Source organism: Enterobacter sp. UPMP701, from assembly GCF_053709515.1.
In genome coordinates this window covers 136,171-161,465 of the sequence record NZ_JBSKJN010000008.1, presented here as the reverse complement: position 1 = coordinate 161,465, position 25,295 = coordinate 136,171, and the positions used below count along the sequence as shown (strand labels likewise).

19 protein-coding genes and 1 tRNA gene are annotated in these 25,295 nt (G+C 56.0%); 14 read left to right on the top strand and 6 right to left on the bottom strand.

All coding sequences use genetic code 11. The features are described from left to right. The first annotated feature begins 171 nt into the window (after positions 1-171). Complete coding sequence (locus ACWKXT_RS17265; protein ID WP_454533016.1) at positions 172-1,797, top strand: ATP-binding protein; 1,626 nt, start codon at positions 172-174, stop codon at positions 1,795-1,797. Continuing rightward, positions 1,787-2,479, top strand: a complete 693-nt coding sequence (locus ACWKXT_RS17260; RefSeq protein WP_454532995.1) for a response regulator — start codon at positions 1,787-1,789, stop codon at positions 2,477-2,479. Before ACWKXT_RS17265 ends, ACWKXT_RS17260 begins: the two co-directional genes overlap by 11 nt. Before the next feature lie 107 nt (positions 2,480-2,586). Here ACWKXT_RS17260 and ACWKXT_RS17255 read toward each other — a convergent pair whose 3' ends face one another. After that, the gene (locus tag ACWKXT_RS17255) at positions 2,587-4,722 is read right to left on the bottom strand and encodes an ornithine decarboxylase (protein WP_454532994.1); all 2,136 of its coding nucleotides are present in this window, start codon (positions 4,720-4,722) and stop codon (positions 2,587-2,589) included. Positions 4,723-4,903: 181 nt separating this feature from the next. Here ACWKXT_RS17255 and ACWKXT_RS17250 point away from each other — a divergent pair, with 181 nt between their 5' ends. Further along, positions 4,904-5,617: a DUF554 domain-containing protein gene (locus tag ACWKXT_RS17250; RefSeq protein WP_028014391.1), complete on the top strand. Its 714-nt coding sequence runs from the start codon at positions 4,904-4,906 to the stop codon at positions 5,615-5,617. A gap of 95 nt (positions 5,618-5,712) precedes the next feature. Beyond that, positions 5,713-5,788 (top strand) — tRNA-Phe (locus tag ACWKXT_RS17245). Positions 5,789-5,865: 77 nt separating this feature from the next. Here ACWKXT_RS17245 and ACWKXT_RS17240 read toward each other — a convergent pair. Continuing rightward, positions 5,866-7,650 (bottom strand): ATP-binding protein, encoded by a 1,785-nt coding sequence (locus ACWKXT_RS17240; RefSeq protein WP_454532993.1) that lies wholly within the window; start codon positions 7,648-7,650, stop codon positions 5,866-5,868. Beyond that, positions 7,647-8,279: a LuxR C-terminal-related transcriptional regulator gene (locus ACWKXT_RS17235; RefSeq protein ID WP_454527509.1), complete on the bottom strand. Its 633-nt coding sequence runs from the start codon at positions 8,277-8,279 to the stop codon at positions 7,647-7,649. Before ACWKXT_RS17235 ends, ACWKXT_RS17240 begins: the two co-directional genes overlap by 4 nt. Positions 8,280-8,454: 175 nt before the next feature. Here ACWKXT_RS17235 and ACWKXT_RS17230 point away from each other — a divergent pair, with 175 nt between their 5' ends. Next, the gene (locus ACWKXT_RS17230; RefSeq protein ID WP_061097082.1) at positions 8,455-8,769 is read left to right on the top strand and encodes a lipoprotein; all 315 of its coding nucleotides are present in this window, start codon (positions 8,455-8,457) and stop codon (positions 8,767-8,769) included. A 114-nt stretch (positions 8,770-8,883) separates the two neighbouring features. After that, complete coding sequence (locus ACWKXT_RS17225; RefSeq protein WP_454532992.1) at positions 8,884-11,856, top strand: autotransporter outer membrane beta-barrel domain-containing protein; 2,973 nt, start codon at positions 8,884-8,886, stop codon at positions 11,854-11,856. 61 nt (positions 11,857-11,917) lie between these two features. Here the strand turns inward: ACWKXT_RS17225 and ACWKXT_RS17220 are convergent, their stop codons facing one another. After that, positions 11,918-12,445: a helix-turn-helix domain-containing protein gene (locus ACWKXT_RS17220; RefSeq protein WP_454533015.1), complete on the bottom strand. Its 528-nt coding sequence runs from the start codon at positions 12,443-12,445 to the stop codon at positions 11,918-11,920. Positions 12,446-13,117: 672 nt separating this feature from the next. Here ACWKXT_RS17220 and pgaA point away from each other — a divergent pair. Genes pgaA through pgaD form a run of 4 tightly spaced genes read left to right on the top strand, consistent with a single transcriptional unit; the run spans position 13,118 to position 19,257 of the window. Next, positions 13,118-15,556 (top strand): poly-beta-1,6 N-acetyl-D-glucosamine export porin PgaA, encoded by a 2,439-nt coding sequence (pgaA, locus tag ACWKXT_RS17215; RefSeq protein ID WP_454532991.1) that lies wholly within the window; start codon positions 13,118-13,120, stop codon positions 15,554-15,556. Between the two features lie 8 nt (positions 15,557-15,564). Continuing rightward, on the top strand, positions 15,565-17,502 hold the full coding sequence (pgaB, locus tag ACWKXT_RS17210) for a poly-beta-1,6-N-acetyl-D-glucosamine N-deacetylase PgaB (RefSeq protein WP_454532990.1): 1,938 nt from the start codon (positions 15,565-15,567) through the stop codon (positions 17,500-17,502). Beyond that, positions 17,495-18,826, top strand: coding sequence for a poly-beta-1,6-N-acetyl-D-glucosamine synthase (gene pgaC, locus ACWKXT_RS17205; protein ID WP_454527514.1), 1,332 nt, complete (start codon positions 17,495-17,497; stop codon positions 18,824-18,826). Before pgaB ends, pgaC begins: the two co-directional genes overlap by 8 nt. Continuing rightward, positions 18,823-19,257 carry a poly-beta-1,6-N-acetyl-D-glucosamine biosynthesis protein PgaD gene (pgaD, locus tag ACWKXT_RS17200; protein ID WP_454532989.1) on the top strand — a complete coding sequence of 145 codons (435 nt, stop codon included), beginning with the start codon at positions 18,823-18,825 and terminating at the stop codon, positions 19,255-19,257. The genes pgaC and pgaD overlap by 4 nt, the downstream gene beginning before the upstream one ends. A gap of 55 nt (positions 19,258-19,312) precedes the next feature. Here the strand turns inward: pgaD and gss are convergent, their stop codons facing one another. Beyond that, on the bottom strand, positions 19,313-21,175 hold the full coding sequence (gene gss / locus ACWKXT_RS17195; protein WP_454527516.1) for a bifunctional glutathionylspermidine amidase/synthase: 1,863 nt from the start codon (positions 21,173-21,175) through the stop codon (positions 19,313-19,315). Between the two features lie 183 nt (positions 21,176-21,358). Between gss and yghU the strand changes: the two genes are divergently transcribed. The 4 genes from yghU (at position 21,359) to ACWKXT_RS17175 (ending at position 23,608) form a co-directional block, all read left to right on the top strand. Continuing rightward, a complete protein-coding gene (yghU, locus tag ACWKXT_RS17190; protein ID WP_454532988.1) occupies positions 21,359-22,228 on the top strand; it encodes a glutathione-dependent disulfide-bond oxidoreductase in 870 nt (289 codons plus the stop codon). Positions 22,229-22,388: 160 nt separating this feature from the next. Beyond that, positions 22,389-22,721, top strand: a complete 333-nt coding sequence (locus ACWKXT_RS17185) for a YMGG-like glycine zipper-containing protein (protein WP_041908148.1) — start codon at positions 22,389-22,391, stop codon at positions 22,719-22,721. Positions 22,722-22,915: 194 nt separating this feature from the next. Next, entirely contained in the window at positions 22,916-23,248 is a 333-nt protein-coding gene (locus ACWKXT_RS17180; RefSeq protein ID WP_454532987.1) for a type II toxin-antitoxin system RelE/ParE family toxin, read from the top strand. Positions 23,249-23,260: 12 nt separating this feature from the next. Next, positions 23,261-23,608 (top strand): helix-turn-helix domain-containing transcriptional regulator, encoded by a 348-nt coding sequence (locus tag ACWKXT_RS17175; protein ID WP_454527519.1) that lies wholly within the window; start codon positions 23,261-23,263, stop codon positions 23,606-23,608. 7 nt (positions 23,609-23,615) lie between these two features. On the opposite strand, the gene ACWKXT_RS17170 is transcribed toward ACWKXT_RS17175, so the two are convergent. Next, a complete protein-coding gene (locus ACWKXT_RS17170) occupies positions 23,616-25,163 on the bottom strand; it encodes a methyl-accepting chemotaxis protein (protein WP_454532986.1) in 1,548 nt (515 codons plus the stop codon). Positions 25,164-25,295: the final 132 nt, after the last annotated feature.

Genomic DNA, 25,295 nt, shown 5'->3' with positions numbered 1-25,295 from the left:
AATTGAACAAGCAAGTAACATTTAACTTAGCGGCATGAAGTACGTAAGCCTTCAGGATAAATCATTTACAGCCCCTGCTGTGCAAGGGATCACAAGTTCCCCGCAAAGCGGACATTCGCATGAAAAAAGATGATATATTGACGATCTTTGCCGCTACTTTGCGTGATAGTTATGAGAGTCTCTTTCCAGATTAAGCTGTTTATTTCGCTGGTTGCCTTTTTCTCAGTGCTTTTTGCGCTTCTGGGCGGATATTATTATGCCGATGTCGGAAAACAGCTTTATCAGGAAATGAGCGCACGCGCTAAAATACAGGCGGAAGAGATTGCGCTTATTCCGTCATTGCGCACTGAAGTTGAACAAAAAGATATCAACGCCATTCATGATTTTATGCAGAAAATGGCTGCGCACAGCGACGCCAGCTTTATTGTCATTGGCGATAATACGGGACGACATCTTTTTCATTCCGTCTTTGCCGACAGGGTGGGCACGACGCTGGTCGGCGGCGACAATGAAGCCGTACTGCAGGGGAAAAGCACGACAACCATCCGTAAAGGCGGGTTGGGCATTTCACTGCGCAGCAAAGCGCCCATTTTCAACGATGCCGGGCAGGTGGTTGGGATTGTCTCGGTGGGCTATCTCACGAGTTATCTGGATACCATCACCGTTAACAAAGTGGTCAACATCCTGATTGCGGCCGTGCTGCTGTTGATCGCCCTGTTTATCTTCTCCTGGTTCTTCACCCGCAGTATTAAGAAGCAGATCTTCTCTCTGGAACCACGCGAGATCGGCCTGCTGGTGCGACAGCAGAAAGCGATGATGGAGTCCATCTACGAAGGGGTGATCGCCATCGACGACGATCTGCGCATTGAGGTGATCAACCAGGCGGCGCGTAAATTATTGGGATTACGCCAGCCTGCTCGCGAACTTCGGGGGCAGTTGATAAGCCAGGTGATCGATCCGGTGCCGTTCTTCACTCCCCAGACCATGCTGGCGAAAGATACCCACGATGAGATCTGCCGCTTTAACGACCTCACCGTAATTGCCAGCCGGGTGCGGATCATGCTGGAAGATTCGCTCCAGGGCTGGGTGATCACTTTCCGCGATCGCAACGAGATCGACTCGCTTAGCGCCCAGCTCAGCCAGGTGAAGCGCTATGTCGATAACCTGCGCATCATGCGTCATGAGCAGTTGAACCGGATGACCACCCTCTCCGGCCTGCTGCATATGGGCCGCTATGAAGAGGCCATTCGCTATATTCAGGCGCAGTCGGAGCATGCTCAGGAGCTGCTGGACTTTATATCCTCCCGCTTCAGCTCCCCGACACTTTGCGGCCTGCTGCTGGGGAAAGCCGCCCGCGCGCGGGAGAAAGGCGTCGAGCTGAGTTTCGACCCGGCATGTCGGCTGGACAAACCGTTCCTGCCGCTGGGGGAGCAAGAGCTGATTTCAATAATTGGCAACCTGCTGGACAACGCCATCGAAGCGACACAGCGGTCGCCGCTTCCCCATGCGCCGGTGGAAGTGCTGATAAAACTCAGCGAACAGGAACTGATTATTGAAGTGGCCGACCAGGGCGTTGGCATTACACCGACGATCCGTGACCGGATCTTTGAACGCGGCATCACCACCAAAACGCGCGGCGATCATGGGATTGGTCTGTATCTGATCGAAAGCTACGTCACGCAGGCTGGCGGCACAATTGAAGTTGCCGATAATACCCCGCGCGGTGCCATTTTCTCACTTTTTATCCCGGCCTCGGGAACCGTCCGGCAACTGGAAGATACCGACTATGCAACATGAACTTATCGACGTACTGATTGTTGAAGACGAGAACGAACTGGCACAGCTGCACGCGGAGCTGATAAGTAAACACCCGCACCTGAGGCTGGTCGGGATTGCCTCGTCGCTGGCCGACGCGCAGTTTCAGCTTGAGAGTAAACAGCCGCAGCTGATGCTGCTGGATAACTATCTGCCGGACGGCAAAGGCATCACCCTTATCAGTAACCCGATGCTGGCCCGCGCCAACTGCTCGGTGATTTTTATCACCGCCGCCAGCGATATGGATACCTGCAGCCAGGCGATCCGTAACGGCGCGTTCGACTACATCCTCAAGCCGGTCTCCTGGAAGCGGCTCAGCCAGTCGCTGGAGCGCTTTGTGCAGTTTGCCGAACAGCAGCGGGTCTGGAAGATTGTCGACCAGCAAAACGTCGATTCGCTCTATCAGCTACAGGCGAAAAACTACCGCCAGGACAACGGCAGCAAAGGCATTGAAGAAAATACGCTGGCGCGCGTGCAGACGCTGTTTAACGACAAGGCGACGCACTGCTTCACCGTGGATGAGGTGGTGAGCGAAACGGGATTGAGCAAAACCACCACCCGGCGCTATCTGGAACACTGCGTAGAGGCGGGCTTTCTGACGGTGGAGATGCTATACGGCAAGATTGGGCATCCGAGGAGGATGTACAAGCGTAGTGCGGTTTGATGTAATTCTCCCCCTCACCCCGGCCCTCTCCCCAAAGGGGCGAGGGTGAAAAGACGGCCCCGTGCAATCCCCTCTCCCCTTTGGGGAGAGGGTTAGGGTGAGGGGTTCTACTTTAATACATACCCATACAGCCGCTTAATCCCGTCGGCATCCTTTTCACTGTACACGCCCTGTAACTCCGGCGAGAAGCCCGGCAGCATATTAATGCCCTCTTCCAGCGCCAGGAAGTAGCGCTGTACTGCTCCCCCCCAGACTTCCCCCGGCACCACACACAGCACGCCTGGCGGGTATGGCAGCGCACCTTCGGCGGCAATGCGTCCTTCGGCGTCACGAATACGCACCAGTTCGACGTTCCCGCGAATGTACTCCTGGTTGGCATCCTGCGGGTTCATCACCACGGCGGGCAGGCTCTCCTGACGGAACATCGCCTTCTGTAAATCCTTCACGTTAAAGCTGACGTAAAGATCGTGCATCTCCTGACACAGCTGGCGAATCGTATAATCACGATAGCGCACCGGGTATTTCTGATAGATGGTCGGCAGCACGTCCGCCAGCGGCGTGTCGTCTTCAATGTGCTGCTCAAACTGGCCCAGCATCGCCACCAGCTGCGCCAGCTTCTCGCTGCTTTCGGCAGGCGTCAGCAGGAACAGGATTGAGTTGAGGTCGCACTTCTCCGGCACAATGCCGTTTTCACGCAGGTAGTGCGCCAGAATCGTCGCCGGGATCCCGAAGTCCGTGTACTCCCCGGTTTCAGCATCAATGCCCGGCGTGGTCAGCAGCAGCTTGCACGGGTCGACAAAATACTGCTCGCGGGCATAGCCCTCAAAGCCGTGCCATTTGGCCCCCGGCTCGAAGCTGAAGAAGCGAAGCTCGCTGGCGATAGCGTGCGTCGGATGATCCTGCCATGGCCGCCCCGCCACCACCGGTGGGATAAACGGTTTGATCATATGACAGTTGGCAATGATTGCCTTTCGCGCCTCAATGCCCAGCTCGACGCACTCCGCCCACAGCCTGCGACCGCTCTCCCCTTCGTGGATCTTGGCGTTCACGTCCAGCGCCGCAAACAGCGGATAAAACGGGCTGGTGGAAGCATGCAGCATAAACGCATTGTTCAGCCGCTTGTGCGGGCAGAAACGCGCCTGACCGCGAATGTGATTATCCTTTTTATGGATCTGCGACGTTTGCGAGAACCCGGCCTGCTGTTTGTGCACCGACTGGGTCACGAAAATCCCCGGATCGTTCTCGTTCAGCTCCAGCAACAGCGGAGACGTTTCCGCCATCATCGGGATAAACTGCTCGTAGCCCACCCAGGCGGAGTCAAAGAGGATGTAGTCGCAGAGATGGCCGATCTTGTCGATCACCTGGCGGGCGTTGTAGATCGTCCCGTCGTAGGTGCCAAGCTGAATGATCGCCAGGCGGAACGGTCGCGCCTCGTCGGCCTTTTCCGGCGCTGCCTCGCGGATCAGCTCCCGCAGATACTCATCGTCAAAGCAATGGTCGTCAATCCCGCCAATAAAGCCAAACGGGTTACGCGCCGCTTCAAGATAAACCGGCGTGGCGCCCGCCTGGATCAGCGCCCCGTGGTGGTTGGATTTGTGGTTGTTGCGGTCGAACAGCACCAGGTCGCCGCGCGTCAGCAGTGCGTTGGTCACCACCTTGTTGGCCGCCGACGTGCCGTTCAGCACGAAGTAGGTTTTGTCCGCGTTGAACACTTTCGCCGCGAACTTTTGCGCGTGCTTGGCGGAGCCTTCGTGGATCAGCAGATCGCCCAGCTTAACGTCGGCATTGCACATGTCGGCGCGAAACACGTTCTCACCGAAGAAATCATAGAACTGTCGCCCTGCCGGGTGTTTTTTGAAAAATGCCCCATGCTGGTGGCCCGGACAGGCGAAGGTGCTGTTGCCCATCTCCACATACTGGCTCAGGGTGTCGAAAAAAGGCGGCAGCAGATCCTCTTCGTAACGGCAGGCGGCGCTCTCCAGTTCCAGGAACTCCTGAGCTTTGCCCGAGATGACCGCGGTGGCACCGTCAGGCACATCCGCTGGATCCTGAGAGAAAATAAACACCGGCAAATGAAAGCCCGTACGCTTCAGCAACATAAGAATACCGCTGCGACTTTCGGCTAGTGTGATGACGACTGCCGCCACATCGGTAAAATCAGTGCTGTCCAGCGTCACCTTTTCACGGTGCGTAGAGACAGTGGAGAGCAGCTCGCGGCTGACGGCAATTTTCATGGTTTTCATAGACGCAGTTACCCTCACCGAACGGTGAGACAGGGAGGAGAAAATTCGCGCAATAATGTCACCTTTTATTTTGAGGTGCAAGAAGGAATCAGTATGCACGAAACCACCCAAAGCTAAGGCCCGCGCAGCCATGACGTGCCATAATAATGCAATATCAATGAGTAAATAACAGGAGTTAACTTTGGTTATCGGGCCATTTATTAACGCCGGAGCCGTATTACTGGGCGGCGTACTGGGCGCTGTGTTGAGTCAGCGGCTGCCGGAGCGTATTCGCTCATCCATGCCCTCCATATTCGGCCTGGCATCGTTAGGTATCGGCATCCTTTTAGTGATCAAATGCGCCAACCTGCCGGTGATGGTGCTCGCCACCCTGCTCGGCGCGCTGATCGGTGAATTTTGCTATCTGGAAAAAGGCATTAATAGCGCGGTGGGCAAAGCTAAAAACCTGATTGCCCGTCCAGGCAAGGCGAAACACGGTACGCATGAGTCGTTTATTCAAAACTATGTCGCCATCATCATTCTGTTTTGCGCAAGCGGCACCGGGATATTCGGTTCAATGCAGGAAGGCATGACCGGCGACCCGAGCATATTGATTGCGAAAGCATTTCTCGATTTCTTTACCGCCACCATTTTCGCCACCACGCTCGGCGTTGCCGTGGCGGCGATTTGCGTGCCGATGCTGCTGATCCAGCTCGCACTCGCCACCTGCGCCACGTTGATTCTGCCGCTGACCACGCCGGCGATGATGGCAGACTTTACCGCCGTCGGCGGCCTGCTGCTGCTGGCGACCGGGCTGCGCATCTGCGGGATCAAAATGTTTGCCGTGGTGAACATGCTGCCCGCACTGCTGCTCGCCATGCCGCTCTCCGCGCTCTGGACGCACTTTTTCGCTTAAGAGTGCGGCGAAATGGCGAGAGAATGCGCAGTCTGTAACGAAAACAACATTTTTCGTTGACGGCAACGGGCAGATCGGGTTTAATGCGCCCCGTTGCCCGGATAGCTCAGTCGGTAGAGCAGGGGATTGAAAATCCCCGTGTCCTTGGTTCGATTCCGAGTCCGGGCACCAAAATTTATATTAACGGACCTCCACGGAGGTCCGTTTTTGCATTCTGAGCCCGCCAGAATCAACACTTCTACACTCCCTTAGCGACTCCCGGACCACTGCGTCAGCAGCGCATACAATTTAGCTGGCTCCAGAGGCTTGCGCAGCACCAGGTACCCTTCCTGTTCTGCCTCCAGCAGAACCGGTGAATTAAATTCGCCGCTGACTATCGCGCCGCTCATATCCGGCAGACGTTCAAAAAGCGCTTTCAGGACGTCGAAGCCGCTTTCGCCGGATCGCAGGCGCTGGTCGCACAGCACAGCGAACGGCATGAAGCCGTCATCAATAATGGCGAACGCTTCTTCAGCAGAAGCCGCACAGCGCACGTTGATTCCCCATACGCTCATCAGGCTCTCCCAGGCAGACGTCACCAGCGGGTCGTCATCGACGACCAGGCAGGAACCGTGCAGCGGTGCATAGCGTACCGGCGTGGCGGTGTTGTCGCAGGCGGACGGGGTGTCCAGCGCGATGTCTTCGCCAGCATATTGAGTGAAGCGCATCCAGAAGCGTGAGCCTTTACCTTCAATGGATTGCATCCCGTACTTCACCTTCATCAGCTTGGCACAACGGGCCACTACGGCCAGTCCCAGCCCGTGTCCGGCGCTGTCTATCTTCCAGGCCAGCTCGGGGCGGTAGTAAGGTGAGAAGATTTTACCTTTCTCGTCATCGGCGATACCGACCCCCGTGTCCCACACCTCAACCATACACTCGTCACCGCGTGGTCGGATGGCGACCAGCACGCCCCCCTTTAGCGTGTAGCGAAGGGCGTTTTGAATCAGGTTAATCAGGGATTGTCGCACCAGCAGCGGATCGCCTGTCACGTAGATGCGGCGTTTGGGTCGACGGGTAGACAGCCGCAGGGCACGGCTGTTGGCCTCTTCGCGAAACAGCGTGATCACAGAGTCAAGCAGAGCGCCAATATCCACTTTGGTCGGGGCAGAAAGTACATTCCCGGATTCAATTTTGCTGAGATCGAGCAGAGAGTTGAGCATTAAATGTACCGAACGAACGCTCTGCTGCAGGTCAAGGAGTTGCGGCGTCAGGCTGTCGTCCCGGTTTCGGTGGAGAATGGCTTCGATCAGAAAACCCATGGCGTGCACGGGCTGGCGCAGATCGTGGCTGGCGGTTGTCAGAAACTGATTTTTATCCAGCAGAGCCTGCTCCGCGTCCTCTTTAGCCTGACGAAACTGTTCCGCCAGGCGCGAGCTTTTTTCCTCAAGAAGCGCTTGCTGTATAAAGAATGCGTGTGACGTTAATGCATGGCGGTAGATCGCGAAGCCGTAAAGCAGATTCAGCATGAGCACGATGAACATCAACTCATCCAGTCGCCAGATAATACCAAGGTTCAGCACCCCCCAGGAGGCGAAGAAAAAGCGCGTAAAGGTGCTGATGACCGGCGTCAGATGCGTCGCATTGGCGGCGACGATAGCGGCGATGCTGATATTAAGGAGCAGGAAAAAGTCAAAGTTCTGCGTCTGCGGGGTAATTAAATAGAGTGATGAGATGCCCAGCCCGTGAACAAAGGCGATATTATTAATACGCGGAAGCCAGCGTCGCAGCACGTCCTTTTCAATATTGTCTTTCGCTTCGCGCTGGTAGCGTCGATGCAATATTCGTATCGCCACAGCACACAGCAGATAAATGATTATCCAGGTAATCGTTGGGCCGAGGTCATCCCCAAGCATATAAATCCAGATGGCGAAAGGAATCCCGACAAAGGGCACTGCGCTAAAGCTAAACACCAGCCGCAGAAAGGTGTTGTTTAGCAAACGGATCTGCGCCGGAGGAGAGATACCATCGTTCTGTAAGCTCTGGAAAAAACTCATTCCGACGGTTCCTGCTTGCCATGCAGAAGCGTGATAGCCTCTACCCGACTGTTAACACCTATCTTTTTCAATATATTGCTGATGTGTTCTTTGACCGTGGGCTCAGAAATTGAAAGCTGTGCGGCGATTCTTTTATTTGGCAGGCCGCGCATAATCATATTTAACACGTCTATTTGTCGCGGCGTTAAGTTAAATTTACTTAACTTCTCATTATTCGACTTAACGGAAATTTCGCTTCCATCAGGAAACCAGGTCAAATTATTAGTGAGTGCGCAAACGGCCTGTGAGAACATTTCAGGCGGTTCGCTTTTCAATACAAAACCATGCCCCCCGGCGGCATGAACTTTCCGCCAGAGATCATTATTGTCATCCCCGCTGACCACCAGGAGTCGTACCTGTGGGTAAAGTTGTTTCACTTCTTTGAGTAATTTCAACGCCGTTCCGGAGGAGAGCCAAAAATCGATTACCAGCAAGCGTGGCGGGCCATTATCCCTAATTTGACGGTAGCAATCGTCTTCATTCGTCACCACACACGCCTGCTTAAATTGGCAATGTGTAATCAGAAAATTGGCGATGCCGCTTGCTACCAATGGATGGTCATCAACGACCAACGCATAATTCTGTCCCAAAGGGTCCTCCTTTAACCTTCGCATATCTGAGAATACAGATGAATTATTATCTACCCACCCTACTTTAGGAGGGTTTTTTCGATTAGGAAAGGGAAATATATTATTCGCTGATTTGAGTAAATGAAAACATAAATACAATCAGTGAAATTAACTGATTGGATATCAAGGATAATTTATGAAAAAACCTCTCGTCTTTTTAACCGTTACGTTGATGCTAGCCGGTTGTTCCACGCTGAAAACCGATCAGGCTATTCCACTTCTGCAGGCGGAGACCGCTAAAATGCTGGGGCTGGGTTCATCAGATGAAATAACCGTGACCAATGTTAATGGCGCCCAACCGGACGCATTGGGCGGACAAAAGCTCTCTTATCGCGCTACGACGGAAAAAGGGCGTATTTTCGATTGCTCATCAATGATGATGCCGGGGATTTTAGGATCCGCACCGACGCTCAGCGCGCCAACCTGTACCCCTGTTGTCACGCATAAATAATTAACTTCAAATCAAAAGGCGTACATAAATAACGCCTTTTATATTTTCTGACGTATCTGAGTTTTCATAAAAACGATTTTCCAGACATCACGCTAATGAGTACGGAGATAGCCCGTGAATAACTCTATATCGCATGCTTTAGCGGTTAAGACGCCGCTTTCCAGACTTTACCTCGCTCTATTTTCCGCGCCGCTGTTACTGCTTTCACCTGCCGATTTCGCACGTGCAGCCGATGCATTTTTTGATGGCGACGCGCGTATTACCGAAACGCTGGGTTACACCGGAGATGTTTACGTTGGACGTAACCAACGCGGAAACCTGCTGATCGATAATGGCAAAATCACCGCCTATAACATCAATATCGGTCGTCTGTTCGACGGCCAGATTTATGAAAGCGTGGTCACGGTTCGTGGGCCAAACGCTGAGCTTAACGCGGTGAACGATCAGTACGTTCTGCGCGGTGACCTGAATCTTGGCCTCGGCACCCTGCGTGTCGAAGAGGGCGCGCTGGCGAGCGCGAAGGAGATCGTTGTCGGCACCACCCGCGGCTACGACAGTCACCTCATCGCCACGGGCGCCGGTTCTCGCGTGACCAGTAATTTTCTCAGCGTAGGCACCGATCTCGGGGCACGCTCCACGCTGGCGGTTGAAGACGGCGCGGCGCTCAGCACCGCCTACGATGCGCGCATCGGCAACGGTACCGGGCCGGGTGAAACTGACGCACTGAGCCCGAAAGCCACCGTTACGGGGAGCGGCTCACAGTGGAATGTTGGCCGTACATTGACGCTTTATGGCGACCTGGACGTGCTGAACGGCGGAACGGTTAACGTTGGCGGCGTGCAGGTGGCGGGCGTCTCCGGGGCAGGTAAAACCGCCGAGCTGGTTATTGCGGGCAAAGACTCGCGCTTTGCCAGCGGCAGCAGCGTGAGCGTGGGCGATTACGGCAATGGCGTGCTGTCTGTGATTGACGGCGGTTCATTTTCAGCTGGCAGCAATACGCTGATCGTGGGGACTTCGGGTTCCGGCTCGAACCGGGGTGCGCTCATCATCGGCAGCCGCGGCAACATGGACACCGGCACCGGTATAACTGAGCCTACGCCTGGTACGGCAGGCGGCGCGGGTACCCTCGATGCGAATACGGCAATCAGCCTGCGCGGCGGGCTGTTCGGCAGCTATGTCTACTTCAACCATACCGACGGAAATTACATCTTCAGCAACAAGATGAGCGGCGAAGGCGAGGTGATCAATACCTCCGGACAGACAACGCTGAACGGCGATCTTTCTGCCCTGCAGGCGAACGTGACCGCGCGCGGTGGCAAAGTCATTATTGCCAGCAACATCAATACCCAGCCAGAAGACGATATTTTTGATATTCAAACCCTTAGCGCCGAGAACGGCGGGACGCTGATCCTCAACGCGACGGCGGGATCCGACGTTAGCAACGGGCTGGGCTACAGCAGCGCCGCGTCAATTAAAGCGGGCGGCACGCTGGGGGGGAACGGCACGCTGGGCCAGACCGAGATCTTGTCCGGCGGGCATATCTCACCAGGGGATGGCGGTATCGGCACGCTGACGCTAAAACGCTATCTGAATTTTGTGGGTGAGTCTTTCTATGACGTCGATATCGCCGGTGATGGTCGTAGCGATCAGCTGCTGGTAGCAGGCAAAACGACCATCAGCGATCGGGCTCAGGTACAGGTCACCGCGCTGGATCCGCAAACCAGCTACAGAACGGGCCAAAGCTATCGCATTTTAACCTCTGACGGAGGAATTGACGGTCAGTTTGCAGGGGCGATGTCCAAATCCGCCTTCCTGGACGTGGCGCTCAACCAGAGCACCAACGCCGTCGATCTGACCATCGCGCAGAAAGAGACCGGAGGTGAGAATCCAGGAGGAGGAAACCCAGGCGGTGAGAACCCTGGCGGTGGGAACCCGGGCGGAGAAAATCCGGGCAGCGGCAAGCCGGGAATTTTCCAGACCGTGGCCAACAGCAGCAACCAGTGGAATACCGCCGGCGCGCTCTCCACGTTGACGCAAGGCGGCCCGTCGCTGGCGCTGTACAACTCGCTGCTGGTGCTGAGCGCGCCGGAAGCGCGCGAGGCATTCAACCAACTGTCCGGTGAAGTTTATCCGTCAATACAGTCCAACCTGATTGCCGGCAGCACGCAGGTGTTTAACGTCTTAAACCAGCGTATGCAGCGCGCGTTTGATAACGACAGCCTGCCGATACCACCGTTAGCGATGTCGCTGGTGCAGCAGCCGGAGCCGCAAAACAATGGCGTCTGGGGCCAGACCTTCAGTTCATGGAGCCGAAACAACGGCGACGGTAACGTGGGCAAGCTGGACGGCAACACTACCGGTTTCCTGCTGGGGGCCGATCACAAGCTGGCGGACCATAACGTGCGTGTCGGTGGCTACTTCGGCTACAGCCGAGGTGATTACGACGTCGACAGCCGTCATTCCTCAACGGATACCGACAACTACCATCTTGGCCTGTATGCGGCGGGACAACAGGATGCGTTTTCCCTGCGCGGCGCGCTGGGTTATACCTGGCACAAGATCGAAGGCGAGCGCAATGTTGATTTCAGCGGCTTCTCGGATCGTCTGAAGTCGGATTACGACGCCAACTCGCTGCTGGCGTTCACCGAAGCGGGCTACCGTTTCGGCCAGCCTGATATGAACATTGAACCGTTCGTCAATTTATCGTACGTCCGACTGCATACCGACAGCTTCAGGGAAGACGGCGGTGCCGCCGCGCTGAATGTACGTAACGAAACGATGAACACCTTCTATTCCACTCTCGGGGTGCGCGGTGTGACCGAGCTACCGAAGAACGTTAACCTCTACGGTTCGTTGGGCTGGCAGCACGCCTATGGCGATAAGAGTACCTCTTCGCGCATGGCGTTTGCAGGCAGCGACGCGTTCATTACTCAGGGGCAGGCCGTGGATGAGGACGTGATGGTGGGTGATATCGGTGTGAGCGTCCAGCTGTCGCGTGCGGCGACGCTGGATGTGGGTTATCAGGGGCAATATGGTGCGGATACCCGCGTCAACTCCGTTAACGCTAATCTGCGCTGGTCGTTCTGAATTATTTCTATTAAACGAACCCGCCCTTGTGGCGGGTTCTTGCTTTTGGGCACTCAGAAATTCAGGGATCGTTCCCACCTGCGTCCAGCAGTTTGTTTTTAAAGATAAACAAACACGCCTCGTTGAAGTTTTCCGCTCCCAACCGTTCCGACAGCGCCGCGCGTTTACGGTAGAGGCTTTTGACCGACGTATTCAGCTCATCGGCAATGGCTTCCATCGACATCCCTGCCCTCAGCAACCGCAGCATGATCGCTTCGTGCGTGCTAAGCCGTAAGTTAAGCAGCCATTTGGTGGTCAGACGCCTGCCCTTCATATTGAGCACCAGGTTAAACAACGACGCCATATCCGGCGCCGTGAGCGACGTGTTCATAAACAACTTCATACTGAGTAGATTCTCCTCACGATGGCGCATATCCAGCATAACGCAGCAGATCGTTTTTTTCGTTCTGGCCGGATGGCGTATCAGGTAATCATATAAACGGAGCGGAGAACGACTATCAATCAACACAGAATATTCATCTGCACCGTTATCAAATATGTTTCTGTCAATCGAATCGAGCAGGATAATATCCGGAAAAAATAGCCTCATCCCCCTGACAAGATAGCGATCCTGAGTCACTAACACTATTGAAGTTGCCACTAACCATCCCTTTTAGATTAAAGCAAGAACGCCTCCTCTGAAAGAAGAGCGCCTTCGTTTTATAGCGTATTTATATTAACGACACATGTATTCCGGCTTTGATCATCCCTCAATGCACGCATTAATGCGTTATACTTTCTGTAGACTATCATTCAATGGCTGATATTAATTATAAATAAAAAACAACCTCAGAAAAGACGCTTCGCCAAACATTAAGAATTTTTGTCATGAAACTTCCCAAACATGTACCAGAAAGTACTTTAATTGGCACAGATAAACCACATTAAGAATATAAACAAATTCTTCACAATAAAAATAAACCACATTACAGTCAATCAGTTACAAATAACTCCGCAATTCAAAATAATCATCAAAAACGTCCCATTACAGAATTATCTCAAAACTACCCACCCGCTTTTCAACATATTTATCCAGCAACATATCAGGTGTACATTACCTTCCATCCAGTTCACCGAGATAAGGATCCATAATTACCTTTAAGTAAGTACCCCATAACATCATCGCTTTCAGATTTAATGTTCTCATTTATGGCCTTTAACGCAGAGTTAAAAGGCAGCCGTGTTATGCAATGGATTCATGATAAACAAATGGCAAATAGATATGGAAAGATCGCTTCGTTTCAAAACGTTATTCTTTTATCGCGCCCCAGGGTTATTGTTTCTGTTATTACTCTTTCCTGTTCTGGTTCAGGCGACGGAATCCGTTTATGAAAAGCAGATTCAACAGGCGCGTAACGGTAATTACATGCCGTTTCTCAATTATGTTCAGCATTATCAGCAAAAGAATGCGCTGACGTCCGGGCAGGTGGCAGACTGGTTACAGGTTGCGTCCTGGGCAGGCCGCGATGACGAGGTTATTCAGGTCTGGCAGCGTTATGGCGTTTATATGCCGCTGCCCGCCCGGGGTGTTGCCGCCGTCGCACAGGCGAGGAGAAATCAAAAAGCGTGGCAGCCAGCCTTATCGCTCTGGAAGGAGGCGCGTAGCCTTGCGCCGGATAACGACGATTATCGTATCGGCTATATCAAAACCCTGGCCGATGCCCGTATGGATACGCTCGCGCTGCAGGAATCCCGACGGCTGGTTGCGGAAAATCCCTCTCAGGCACACCTTCAGACGCTGTCGTACGTCTGGCTACGGCAGGGTAAAAGCTGGGATCGGCTTTTAGCCGACACGCGCGCGCTGACCCTCGCGCCGGAGAATAAAGCGCGCCTCAGCGAGCAGATCGACGCGCTAACGGATAGCCGGGTAAATACCCCCGCGCTACAGCTGTCACAAGGGGTAACGCTGCCCCCCGCGCAGCGTCGTCTTCTTGAGCGTAATGCCGCCGCCGAACTCGTCCGCCTTGCCGATGTGCCGGGCAAAACGGAAAAGGAGCGCCTGCAGCTGGCGCAAACGGCACTGAATCGTTACGACGCCCTGCTCTCCCGCTGGCAACACGAGCCTCAGGCGGCGGAGGACGTCATCCTGGCGCGCATCGACAGGCTTGGCGCGCTGTACGCGCATGGCGATTACCCGCAGGTCATCGGTGAATATCAGGCGCTGACGGCGGCGCAGCATCCGGTGCCGGGCTGGGCCATCGGCTGGCCGATCTCCGCGTATCTTCAGGAGAAAAACGCTGCTGCCGCCTTCTCGCTTCTGCAACGCTATCCGCAATACGCCGCCGATCCGCAGGACGAGGAGCATGCGCTTTTCTATGCCTTGCTGGACACGGGGCAGTGCCAGGCCGCTCGCCAGTACGTAGAGCGCCAGACCCGCAGCGTTCCGTGGACCCGCTACGATTTCGGCTCGACCACTCCGCAGCCCAACGATCGGTGGCTTACCGGGCAGTCGCTTAAGTTTAACTATTTGCTGGCGACCAACGCCCTGCCGGAAGCCGAAACGCTGGCGCACCGTCTGGCGTCAACGGCGCCGGGCAACCAGGGATTGCAGATTGACTATGCCACGCTGCTGCAGGCGCGGGGCCTGCCGCGCGCGGCCGAGCAAACGTTAAAAAGGGCGGAGGCGCTGGAGCCATCGAACCTGGAGCTGGAACAACAGCAGGCTTACGTCGCCATGGATCTGCAGGAGTGGCGACAGATGGACCTGCTGGCCGACGACGTGCTTGCCCGTGCGCCCGTTGACCGCAGCGCCCGGCGTCTGGACAGGCTCCGAACCGTCCACCATATGTCCGAGCTGCGCCTCAACGCGGGCAAAGGTTTGCACTCCGATAACCCCGTCAGCGGGACGCACGACCTCACCTGGGACGCCACGCTCTATGGTCCGCCGGTAGCGGATAGCTGGCGGCTGTTTGCCGGCACCCGCTATGCGCAGGGTAATTTCGATGAAGGCAAAGGCACCAGCCGCCACCTGTTGGGCGGCGTCGAGTGGCGGCCTCGCGACCTCCAGCTCGAAGCTGAGCTATCCAGCAACCGCTATCACGGTGAAAACAAGCCGGGTGCTCGTCTCTCAACCTCGTACTTTCTCAATGATAACTGGCAGGTCAGCGGCAGCCTTGAGCGCTTATCCCGCACCACGCCGCTACGGGCATTACGCAACGGGATCAGCGCTAACCGGGGTGAAGCTGGCGTGCGCTGGTATCAAAACGAGCGCCGTGAGTACCAGTTCAGCGCCGCCGTCAGCCGCTTTTCAGACCATAACCGCCGACAGGAATACACCCTTACGGGTAAGGAGCGTCTCTGGCAGACCCCGACCCTGACGCTGGATCTGGAACCGGGGATCGCCGCCAGTAAAAACAGCCTGCGCAACACGCTCTATTACAACCCGGCGCGGGATCTGTCCGTGACGGCCGCCCTGTCCGCAGACCATGAGATATACCGCCATTACGACACCCTCTGGAGTCAGCAGTTCGTGGCGGGGAGTGGCAGCTACTGGCAGAAAAACCAGTCCGCTGGCGCTATTGCCCTGCTGGGCTATGGACAACGCGTTCAGTGGAACAACGTTGTTGATACCGGCGTGATGCTGAACTGGGATAAACGCCCTTACGACGGCAAACGCGAGAGCAACCTCTCCGTCACGCTTGATGCGACTTTACGCTTTTAAGGATGAATATGCTGAACACACGTTTTTCCGTGAGCCTGATACTCATCGGCTGGCTCTGCCTCAGCGCGGGCGTCTGCGCGCAGGCTATCTCGTTCATTGCGCCCAGCGAGCGGCCGCAGCCGGAGGCGAGTAAGCCCTGGCCGAAGAATCAGTTCCTGGTGCTGGCCTACCACGACGTCGAAGACGATGCCGCCGACCAGCGCTACCTCTCCGTGCGCACCAGCGCTTTAAACGAGCAGATAAGCTGGCTTTTGCACAACGGCTATCACGCCATCAGCGTGCAGGACATTCTCGATGCGCATGACGGGAAAAAAACGCTGCCGCCGAAAGCCGTTCTGCTCAGCTTTGACGACGGCTACAGCAGCTTCTACACCCGCGTCTGGCCACTGCTTCAGGCCTGGAACGTGCCTGCGCTCTGGGCGCCGGTGGGCAGTTGGGTGGATACGCCAGCAAACCTGAAGGTGAATTTTGGCGGCCTGATGACGCCCCGGGATCGCTTTGCGACGTGGGACATGGTGCGCGAATTAAGCCAGTCTCCGCTGGTTGAGATCGGCTCGCATACCTGGGCCTCGCATTACGGCATTGTTGCCAACCCGCAGGGAAGCCGTGAACCGGCCATTGCCAACCGTTTTTATGATAAAGCAACGGGGCGCTATGAAACTGACCAACAGTTCAGCCAGCGGATCGGCGATGACGTGCGTAAGGTGACCGAAAAAATCGCGCAGGTGACGGGTAAGGCGCCGCGCGCCTGGGTCTGGCCTTACGGGGCCGCCAGCGGTACGTCGCTCGCCATCGCCAGACAACAGGGTTACCAGCTGGCCTTTACCCTGGAGGACGGGCTGGGTGACGTGCGCAATCTCGGTAGCATTCCCCGTTTGCTGATCGCCGGTAACCCCTCGCTCAAAGCGTTTGCCAGTACGGTCAGCCAGGTTCAGGAGCGCGACCCCGTACGGGTGATGCACGTCGATCTCGACTACGTTTACGATCCCGATCCGGCGCAGCAGACCCAAAACATCAACAGGCTGATCCAGCGGGTCTACGACATGAAGATCAGTCACGTCTTCCTGCAGGCGTTTGCCGACCCGCAGGGCGACGGCAGGATTAAAGCACTCTATTTCCCCAACCGTCGGCTGCCGGTTCGGGCCGATCTCTTTAACTTTGTCTCCTGGCAGCTACAAACCCGCGCGGGGGTGAAAGTCTACGCGTGGATGCCGGTACTCTCGTTCGATCTCGATCCTGCCCTGCCGCGCGTGCAGCGCCGGGATGATCGGACAGGACAGCTGCGCGAGGCCACCGAGCCCTATATCCGGCTCTCCCCGTGGGATCCGCAGGTGCGCCAGCAGGTGACGGACATCTATGAAGATCTGGCCCGCTACGCCAGCTTCAACGGGATCCTGTTCCATGACGATGCGGTGCTGACGGACGTTGACGATGCCATGCAGGACACGACCCGCCAGAAAAGCCGGATACTTATCGGATTTACCCGCGCTCTGAGCCAGGCGGTGAAGCACATCCGCGGCCCGCAGATAAAAACCGCGCGCAATATGTTCGTCTTACCCATTCTGCAGCCCGAGAGCGAAGCATGGTTTGCGCAGAATCTTGATGATTTTCTGGCGGCCTATGACTGGACGGTGCCGATGGCGATGCCGCTGATGGAGTCCGTTCCGGCGAACGAGAGCAATGCGTGGCTGACGCGTTTGATCAAAGCCGTCGCCGCGCGGCCCGGCGCGCTGGATAAAACCATTTTCGAGCTGCAGGCCAGGGACTGGGAGCAAAAACCGCAGCGCGCCGTCTCCGACAGCCAGCTCGCGGCGTGGATGCGCGTGCTCCAGCTGAACGGCATTAAACACTACGGCTACTACCCCGACGACTTTATCAATAACCAGCCTGATATCTCGCGCATCAGGCCCGTATTTTCTTCGTACTGGTACCCTGACAATGACTGATCGCTTAATCGCCTTTTCAATTTTATGTCTGGTATTCGGGCTGCCATTAGGCGTGGCCGCCCTCTTTACCGGCGAACTGATTCTGGATTTTGTCTTCTTCTGGCCGCTGTTTATGTCCGTGCTTTGGGTCACCGGCGGCCTCTATTTCTGGTTTCAGCTTGAACGCCACTGGTCATGGGATAAAGACACGCCCGCCCCGACGCTTACCGGCGAGCCGCTTATATCCATTCTGATCCCCTGCTTCAATGAGGAAAGAAACGCCAGAGAGACCGTCAGCGCTGCGCTGGCTCAGCGGTACCAGAATGTAGAAGTGATCGCCATTAACGACGGCTCGTCTGACAACACCGCGCAGGTGCTGCACCAGTTGGCGCTGGAGCAGCCGCGCCTGCGGGTGATTAACCTCGCGGAAAACCAGGGGAAAGCCGTGGCGCTCAAAGCCGGGGCGGCGGCGGCGCGGGGCGATCTGCTGGTCTGCATCGACGGCGACGCCCTGCTCGACCGCGACACCGCCGCTTATCTGGTGGCCCCGCTGATTCAGTATCCCCACGTCGGGGCGGTCACCGGGAACCCGCGCATTCGCACGCGCTCCACGCTGATTGGCCGCATTCAGGTAGGCGAGTTCTCATCCATTATTGGGCTCATCAAGCGGACGCAGCGGATCTATGGCCGGGTGTTTACCGTCTCCGGCGTCATCGCCGCCTTTCGCCGACAGGCGCTGGCGGACGTCGGGTACTGGAGCCCGGACATGATCACGGAGGACATCGACATCAGCTGGAAGCTCCAGCTGCGCCACTGGGATATCTTTTTCGAGCCGCGCGCGCTGTGCTGGATCCTGATGCCGGAGACGCTCAGAGGCCTGTGGAAACAGCGTTTACGCTGGGCGCAGGGGGGCGCGGAGGTGTTTCTGGTCAACCTGCGCAAGATGGTGCGCTGGGAACACCATCGCATGTGGCCTTTGTTTCTGGAGTACGCGCTGTCAACGCTGTGGGCATTCGCTTACGCGATAACCGTGCTGCTGTTCGCCATCGGGCATATTGTTCCGCTTCCGGCCAATCTGACCGTTGAAACGCTGTTCCCGCCAGAGTTTACCGGGCTGCTGCTGGGGGTGATGTGCCTGCTGCAGTTCCTGGTCAGTTTGTACATTGAGCGGCGCTATGAGCGGAAAGTGGCCAGCTCGCTTTTTTGGGTGATTTGGTTCCCGATGGTGTACTGGATGATTGGCCTGTTCACCACCCTCGTCGCATTTCCAAAAGTCATGCTTAAACGCCAGCGCGCCCGCGCGCGCTGGATCAGCCCGGACCGGGGAAAAGGAAGCATTCAATGAACGAAAATACCTTAATTTTGACGGAACATCGGCTATTGCCGCGTCTTTTCGATGCAGCGTTAACGCTGCTGGCGTGGGGAGGGTTTCTGTTTTTCCTGTACGCCAGGCTGTGGATGCACCTGACCGAAGAGAGCGACTACCGCTGGGGAGCCATTATTGCTTCCTTTAACACAGTATTGATCTATTTTCTGCTCGCCGCGCTCAACGGCTGGCTGCTGATTTTGTGGTATCAGTACAATCGCCGCCGCGCGCACGTGAGACGCCGTCGTCCGGGTTTGTTGCATCATGACGAACTTGCCCGCAGCTTTAACGTCTCACCGCAACTCATCTCTGAGATGAGCCAGCACAACCTGCTGACGGTTTATCATGACCAGATTGGACGCATCATCGAATTGAAAACCAGCGCTCAGCAGGACGAGGAAGCGCAGTAACAAAAAGCCCCCACAGAGAATACCCTGCGGGGGCTTTTTTTAGAGCAGGTGCTCGTTACTTATCTTTCACCACAATCAGCGGCTCAATATCGCTCTCTTTTTTCACCACCAGCGAGTCATCGCCGCGCAGGCAGGTCCCGCCGTAGTTCCCGCCCACGGTGAAAGTACAAACCTGAATGTATTTGCCGTCCACGTTCGGCAGACACCACAGCTGCTGGTAGATGTTTTTGCGGTCGACAAACTTGCCGCTGGATTTATCCAGCAGTTCGTCCTGCGCGCTGATCAGGTCGATATTGCTGCCGCAGCGGCCAGCAATCGGCTTAACGGCATAGCCGGTCTGTTTCAGCAGATCGTTAACCTCAAAATCGGTATCAAGCAGGTAACGGTGGTTCGGGAACAACTGCCACAGCACCGGCAGGATAGCCTTGTTGCCGGGGATCACCGTCCACAGTGGTTCAAAGACCAGCACTTCCGGACGCAGCAGGACGTCTATCAGGCGCACTTCGCCTTCAGGGTGACCGGTGCGGATCGGCACGGCGGCGTATTCGGTTTCGCTGACCTCGCGGATCTGCTCAATCGCCGTTTCCCACGCCCAGGTTTTCCACACGCAGTTGACGTGGCGACCTTCGTCGTCAATCAGCTGCCCGGCGGCATCCCAGCTCAGCGCCTCCAGCCCGTGCAGGATTTTGGTTTCAAACCCGGCCTGCATTAGCGAACGCTGAATAAAGAGCGCGTGATAATCTTCTTCAACGTCATTGTCCTGCATGATGTGGACGAATGGCCGCGCGTGGCTGTGCTTCCATGCGCCGGTCAGCTCTTCCAGCAGCCCTTCCGCCGGGTTATGCCCGTTGCCGCGATAGCCATTTTTCACCCACTCTTCGAGTATGAGTCCGCCCTCGGTATGGCAGGACGCGGAATCGGCGTTGTACTCGTAAACCTTGATGCCGCGCTCGTCCATGCAGAAATCCATACGACCGGTGATCATATGGTGGCGACGCCACTGCCAGGAGAGGCGCAGGCGCGGCCAGAGAATTTTCGGGATGTCGAAGAGCGCCAGCAGGCTGTCGTCTTTCAGCACTTTGTCGGTGGCGTGCAGGTACATCAGGTGCAGTTCGTTGGTGGCCTTGATCAGCTCCTGCTCGGCACTTTCGGTAATCGTGAAGTACTGGCAGGGATCTTTGTTGATCACATGGCCGTTCGCGCGGATATACGCCTGCTGCAGCGCGTCATTTTCGTTCAGCCATTTTCCGTCAAACTGACGCTTGTTTTTCAACCGCGCACCGCGAATTTTCAGCAGTTCACCGTCCGGTTCAGGCTGGGGAATGCTGTGCTCCGTGTCGTCCGTCTGGATCATCCAGCCGAGGATTTCGGTATCGCTGAAGGTGTCATGAAGGGTGTAACAGCCGTTCTCGACGGTCATGCGCAGCTCGCGCGTCCACTGCTGTCCGAGCGGCAGCGGGGAGTGAATGACGTTCTGCTCCGCGATGCGCACCTTATCATCCAGAAGCTGGGTAATCACCGCCACGTGGCCGGTCTCATGAAACTCGCCGCCCTTTTGCCAGATGAGCAGTGCCCCGGCGCGCGGCGCGCGTTTCGAGCCGTTGGCAAACGCCTGAAGCGGCAGAATGTTATCGTTCACCACCTGGCGTAAAAAGCGCAGGGAAAAAATCTCCCACGCCATGCCGACGTCGGTAAACACGAAGCCATAATTGAGGAACAGGAAACGGCGGGCAAACTCGACGCATTGCCACTTGTGGCCCATGTATTCGTTGCCGATATAGCTGCGGAAATCCGCCTCTTCCGGGTAGTTGCGCGGATCCAGACTGCCGTAATTTGATGAGTAAATCGCCACGCCACCCGGCGCATAGCCTAACAACGTCCCGAATGGCGCGTCACTGCTTAACTTTCCTTTACGCATGTATCCAACCTAAAACAGGCAGGCGGCAATTTTTTGAGGGGTTGTCGTCGTCTGCACGTTGTAATGAACCTGACAGAGGTGGATTTATCATACACCCGCCCTGTGCATTACGCTCGCATCGTTAAACGCTTCCCCTGCCACCTGCTACACTGCCTCAACACAACACCGAAAAGGCAGGCCAACATGTCAGAAGAAAACACCTATCAGCCACCGAAAGTGTGGGAATGGAAAAAGAACAACGGCGGCGCGTTCGCCAATATTAACCGCCCGATTTCCGGCGCGACGCACGAGAAAGATCTGCCCGTGGGTACCCACCCGCTACAGCTCTACTCCCTGGGAACACCCAACGGCCAGAAAGTGACCATCATGCTCGAAGAGCTGCTGGCGCTGGGCGTGACGGGCGCGGAATACGACGCGTGGTTGATCCGCATCGGCGAGGGCGACCAGTTCTCCAGCGGGTTTGTTGAGGTGAACCCGAACTCGAAAATACCGGCGCTTCGTGACCACTCCACGAACCCGCCAACGCGCGTATTTGAATCCGGCAGCATCCTGCTTTATCTGGCAGAAAAATTTGGCCACTTCCTGCCAAAAGATCCGGCAGGCCGCACCGAAACTCTGAACTGGCTGTTCTGGCTGCAGGGGGCGGCACCGTTCCTCGGCGGCGGTTTTGGTCACTTCTATAACTACGCGCCGGTAAAAATCGAGTACGCGATTGACCGCTTCACCATGGAAGCCAAGCGCCTGTTCGACGTGCTGGATAAACAGCTGGCGCGCGGTCGCTACGTGGCGGGTGAGGAGTACACCATTGCGGATATGGCGATCTGGCCGTGGTTCGGCTGCGTGGCGCTGGGCAGCGTATACAACGCCGCCGAGTTCCTCGACGTTGAAAAGTACACCAACGTCCAGCGCTGGGCAAAAGACGTGGCGAACCGCCATGCCGTCAAGCGCGGACGCATCGTTAACCGCACCAGCGGCGAGCTGAACGAGCAGCTCCACGAACGCCATGCGGCGAGCGACTTCGATACCAATACGGAAGACAAGCGTCAGGCGTAATATTCCGCCGGGCGGCTCCCCGCCCGGCAACTGAGATCCTTGCCCAGGGCATGATTAGCCTAAAGGTTGAGCCGGTATTGCTGGCACTATCTGGCCGTTTTTCTCGCGTGCGAAAGTGAGAAACGACGTATCAACTGACAGCAGTCACAAAGGATCTGTTATGAAACTTATTAAAACAACGCTGGTTATCAGCGCCCTCATTTTTTCCACCTCGGGAATGGCCATCGACAAAACCGCTGCCGGTGCAGTAGCAGGTGCAGCTATTGGCGCAGCCACGGGCAAAGATCTGAAATCAACCGTTGGTGGCGCCGTCGTTGGCGCAGGCACGGGTGCAATGTTCAAAAACGGCGAAAAAGGCAAAGACGCACGTAAGGGCGGCGCCGTAGGTGCTGTCGTTGGCGCGGGCGCGGCTGCGGTGACGGGTAATAGCGTGCTGAAAGGCGCAGCCGTGGGTGCGGGCACAGGTGCGCTGATTGGTGAAGCGACGCACTGATAAGTACAGCCGGGCAGCACCAGGCGTGCCCGGCCTCATTGTTGTTCAGTAATAACCCCGCATCAAATCTCAATTTTTTTGCGATCTGCTTTCCGAAGTAACATCTTCCCCTCTTTTGAAACGATGTAAACAATTGCCTGTTGTAGCCTGAAGATTACAATACATTTGATTATCGTAAACTACAGGCTACAATAATGGCTAAGGTTAAACATTACATTACCGCAGATGGATATGACCCTTTTGACGCATATCTGCGAAGTATGAAAGATCCCCTAGCAAAAGCCATGATTGCTACACGTGTCGCCAGAATGTCAACGGGTAACTTTGGTGATTGCAAACCGTGCAGAGAGGGCATTTCAGAGCTCAGAATTGACCAGGGGCCGGGTTACCGTGTCTATTTCAGTGAAGTCTTCGACCCGGCTGATGGAACAGTGAGTCTGGTGCTATTGACTGGAACGAAAAAAAAGCAAAATGCAGATATTGGCAGGGCAGTTGAGTATCTCAACGACTACATGCGCAGGATATAAGAGGAAATCGCAATGGCTAAATCAGTACTTCATGATGACGCAATGGTAAAACTTTTGAAAGATTCTCCGGATTTCGCGCCCGTATATCTTCATCAGGCTTTCATTGAAATTGACGAGCCCGGGGGTTATGAAGCATTCATGCTGGCTTTACGGCATGTTATTGAAGCCTCTGGCGGGATGACTGTCATTGCAAAACGCGCAGGCATTTCTCGCGAATCACTCTACAAATCACTTTCCCCAAACGGTAACCCCTCATTTAAGCGTATCGCAGAAGTGGCATCTGCAACGGGATACCCGATATCCCGAATTGCAACAGCAGGGTCAAATGATAATACAAGGCCGCACCAGGCGGCCCTGTAACGTTGTGCTATGCCGTCAGGCGGAACTTCTGCACCGAACGCTGAAGCTCTTCGGTCTGACGTTCCAGCGCAGCGGCCGCCGCGGAAACCTCTTCTACCAGCGAGGCGTTCTGCTGGGTAACGCCATCCATCTGCGTAATGGCAATCCCGACCTGCGAAATGCCCTTGCTTTGCTCTTCAGAGGCGGAAGCGATTTGCTTCATAATGGTCGTCACTTCCGTCACGTCGCGCAAAATCGCATCCATGGTGGTGCCGGTGTCGCTCACCAGCTGCGCACCCTGCTCTACGCGGGTCACGGAATCGGTAATCAGACCCTCAATTTCTTTTGCCGCATTGGCGCTTCGGCTTGCCAGATTACGGACTTCACCCGCCACCACGGCGAACCCACGCCCCTGCTCGCCCGCGCGCGCCGCTTCAACGGCCGCATTGAGCGCCAGAATATTGGTCTGGAAGGCGATGCTGTTGATCACGTTGGTAATTTCAGCAATTTTCTTCGAGCTTTCCGAAATACCGCTCATGGTGGTGACCACCTCTTCCACCAGAGAACCGCCGCGGCTGGCGGTGGTTGAGGCCACATCGGCAAGCTGGCTGGCCTGACGCGCGCTTTCCGCGTTCAGCTTCACGGTGGCGGTCAACTGTTCCATGCTGGCCGCCGTCTCTTCCAGCGCGGCAGCCTGCTCTTCGGTACGGGAAGAGAGATCGTTATTACCGCTGGAGATTTCCGTCGCGCCGCGCCAGATATTCTCACTGCCGGAGCGAATGGTGCTGACCGCTTCACGCAGGCTATCCTGCATGGCGCTTAGCAGCGGCACCAGCTGTCCCACGCAGTTGCGACCGAACGGCTCAATGGGCTGGCTGAGATCGCCCTGGGCAATCTGGCGGAACTGCTGGCGAATGCGATCCAGCGGTTTAACCAGCATCGCGACCAGGTAACGATCGGTGAAGAGCAGGATCAGCAGACCGATAATCGTCGCGACGATAATCACCGTGCGGGTCATGCTGGTCAGGCCGTCCACGATCACACGGGTACTGTCGAGCGCCTTCGCGGCGGCGTTGTTGAAGTTCTCGGCAGCGGCACCAAACGCGCGGCTCAGCGGCGGCGTGACGTTATTGGCCTGCTGACGATAGCCCTCAAGGGAGGCCTGCTTTGCCTGCTCCATTTGCGGCGTGACGCCCTGTTCAAGCAGCGCCTGCCAGGCACCTATCACCTGCGCAGAGACCTGCTCATCCATTGGGCCAGGCGAGATCGCCTTCATTTCGGCCAGTTTCTTACCCATGTTGTCCAGCGCCTGTTGGGCAGAGGACAAATCCGGCGTGCCGCCAGCGGCCTTAACTTCCATTGCGCGGCTCAGGCGGGTGACAAAGCGGAAATATTGATCGTTGCCCTGGCTGAGCACCGTCATCTGTTTCACCAGCTGGCGATCGACTTCATTGCCATCTGATACCCGTGACAGGGACCAGGTGCTGTACAGCCCAACGCCTGCCCACATTAAACAAAAGATCCCGAGAATCGTCAGCATGACGAAACGGATCGTGAAATTACGCAGCATATTCATAAATCTTCCTTGCCGTGAGGGTAAATTCGCCCAGAGGCGAGTGCTACTCTCGTTATCGGCAGGCTGGGCGGAAATTATAACCTTTTGTGATTATTTTTGATTAGCGTGGCTTCACAGGTGACACAGTCATGG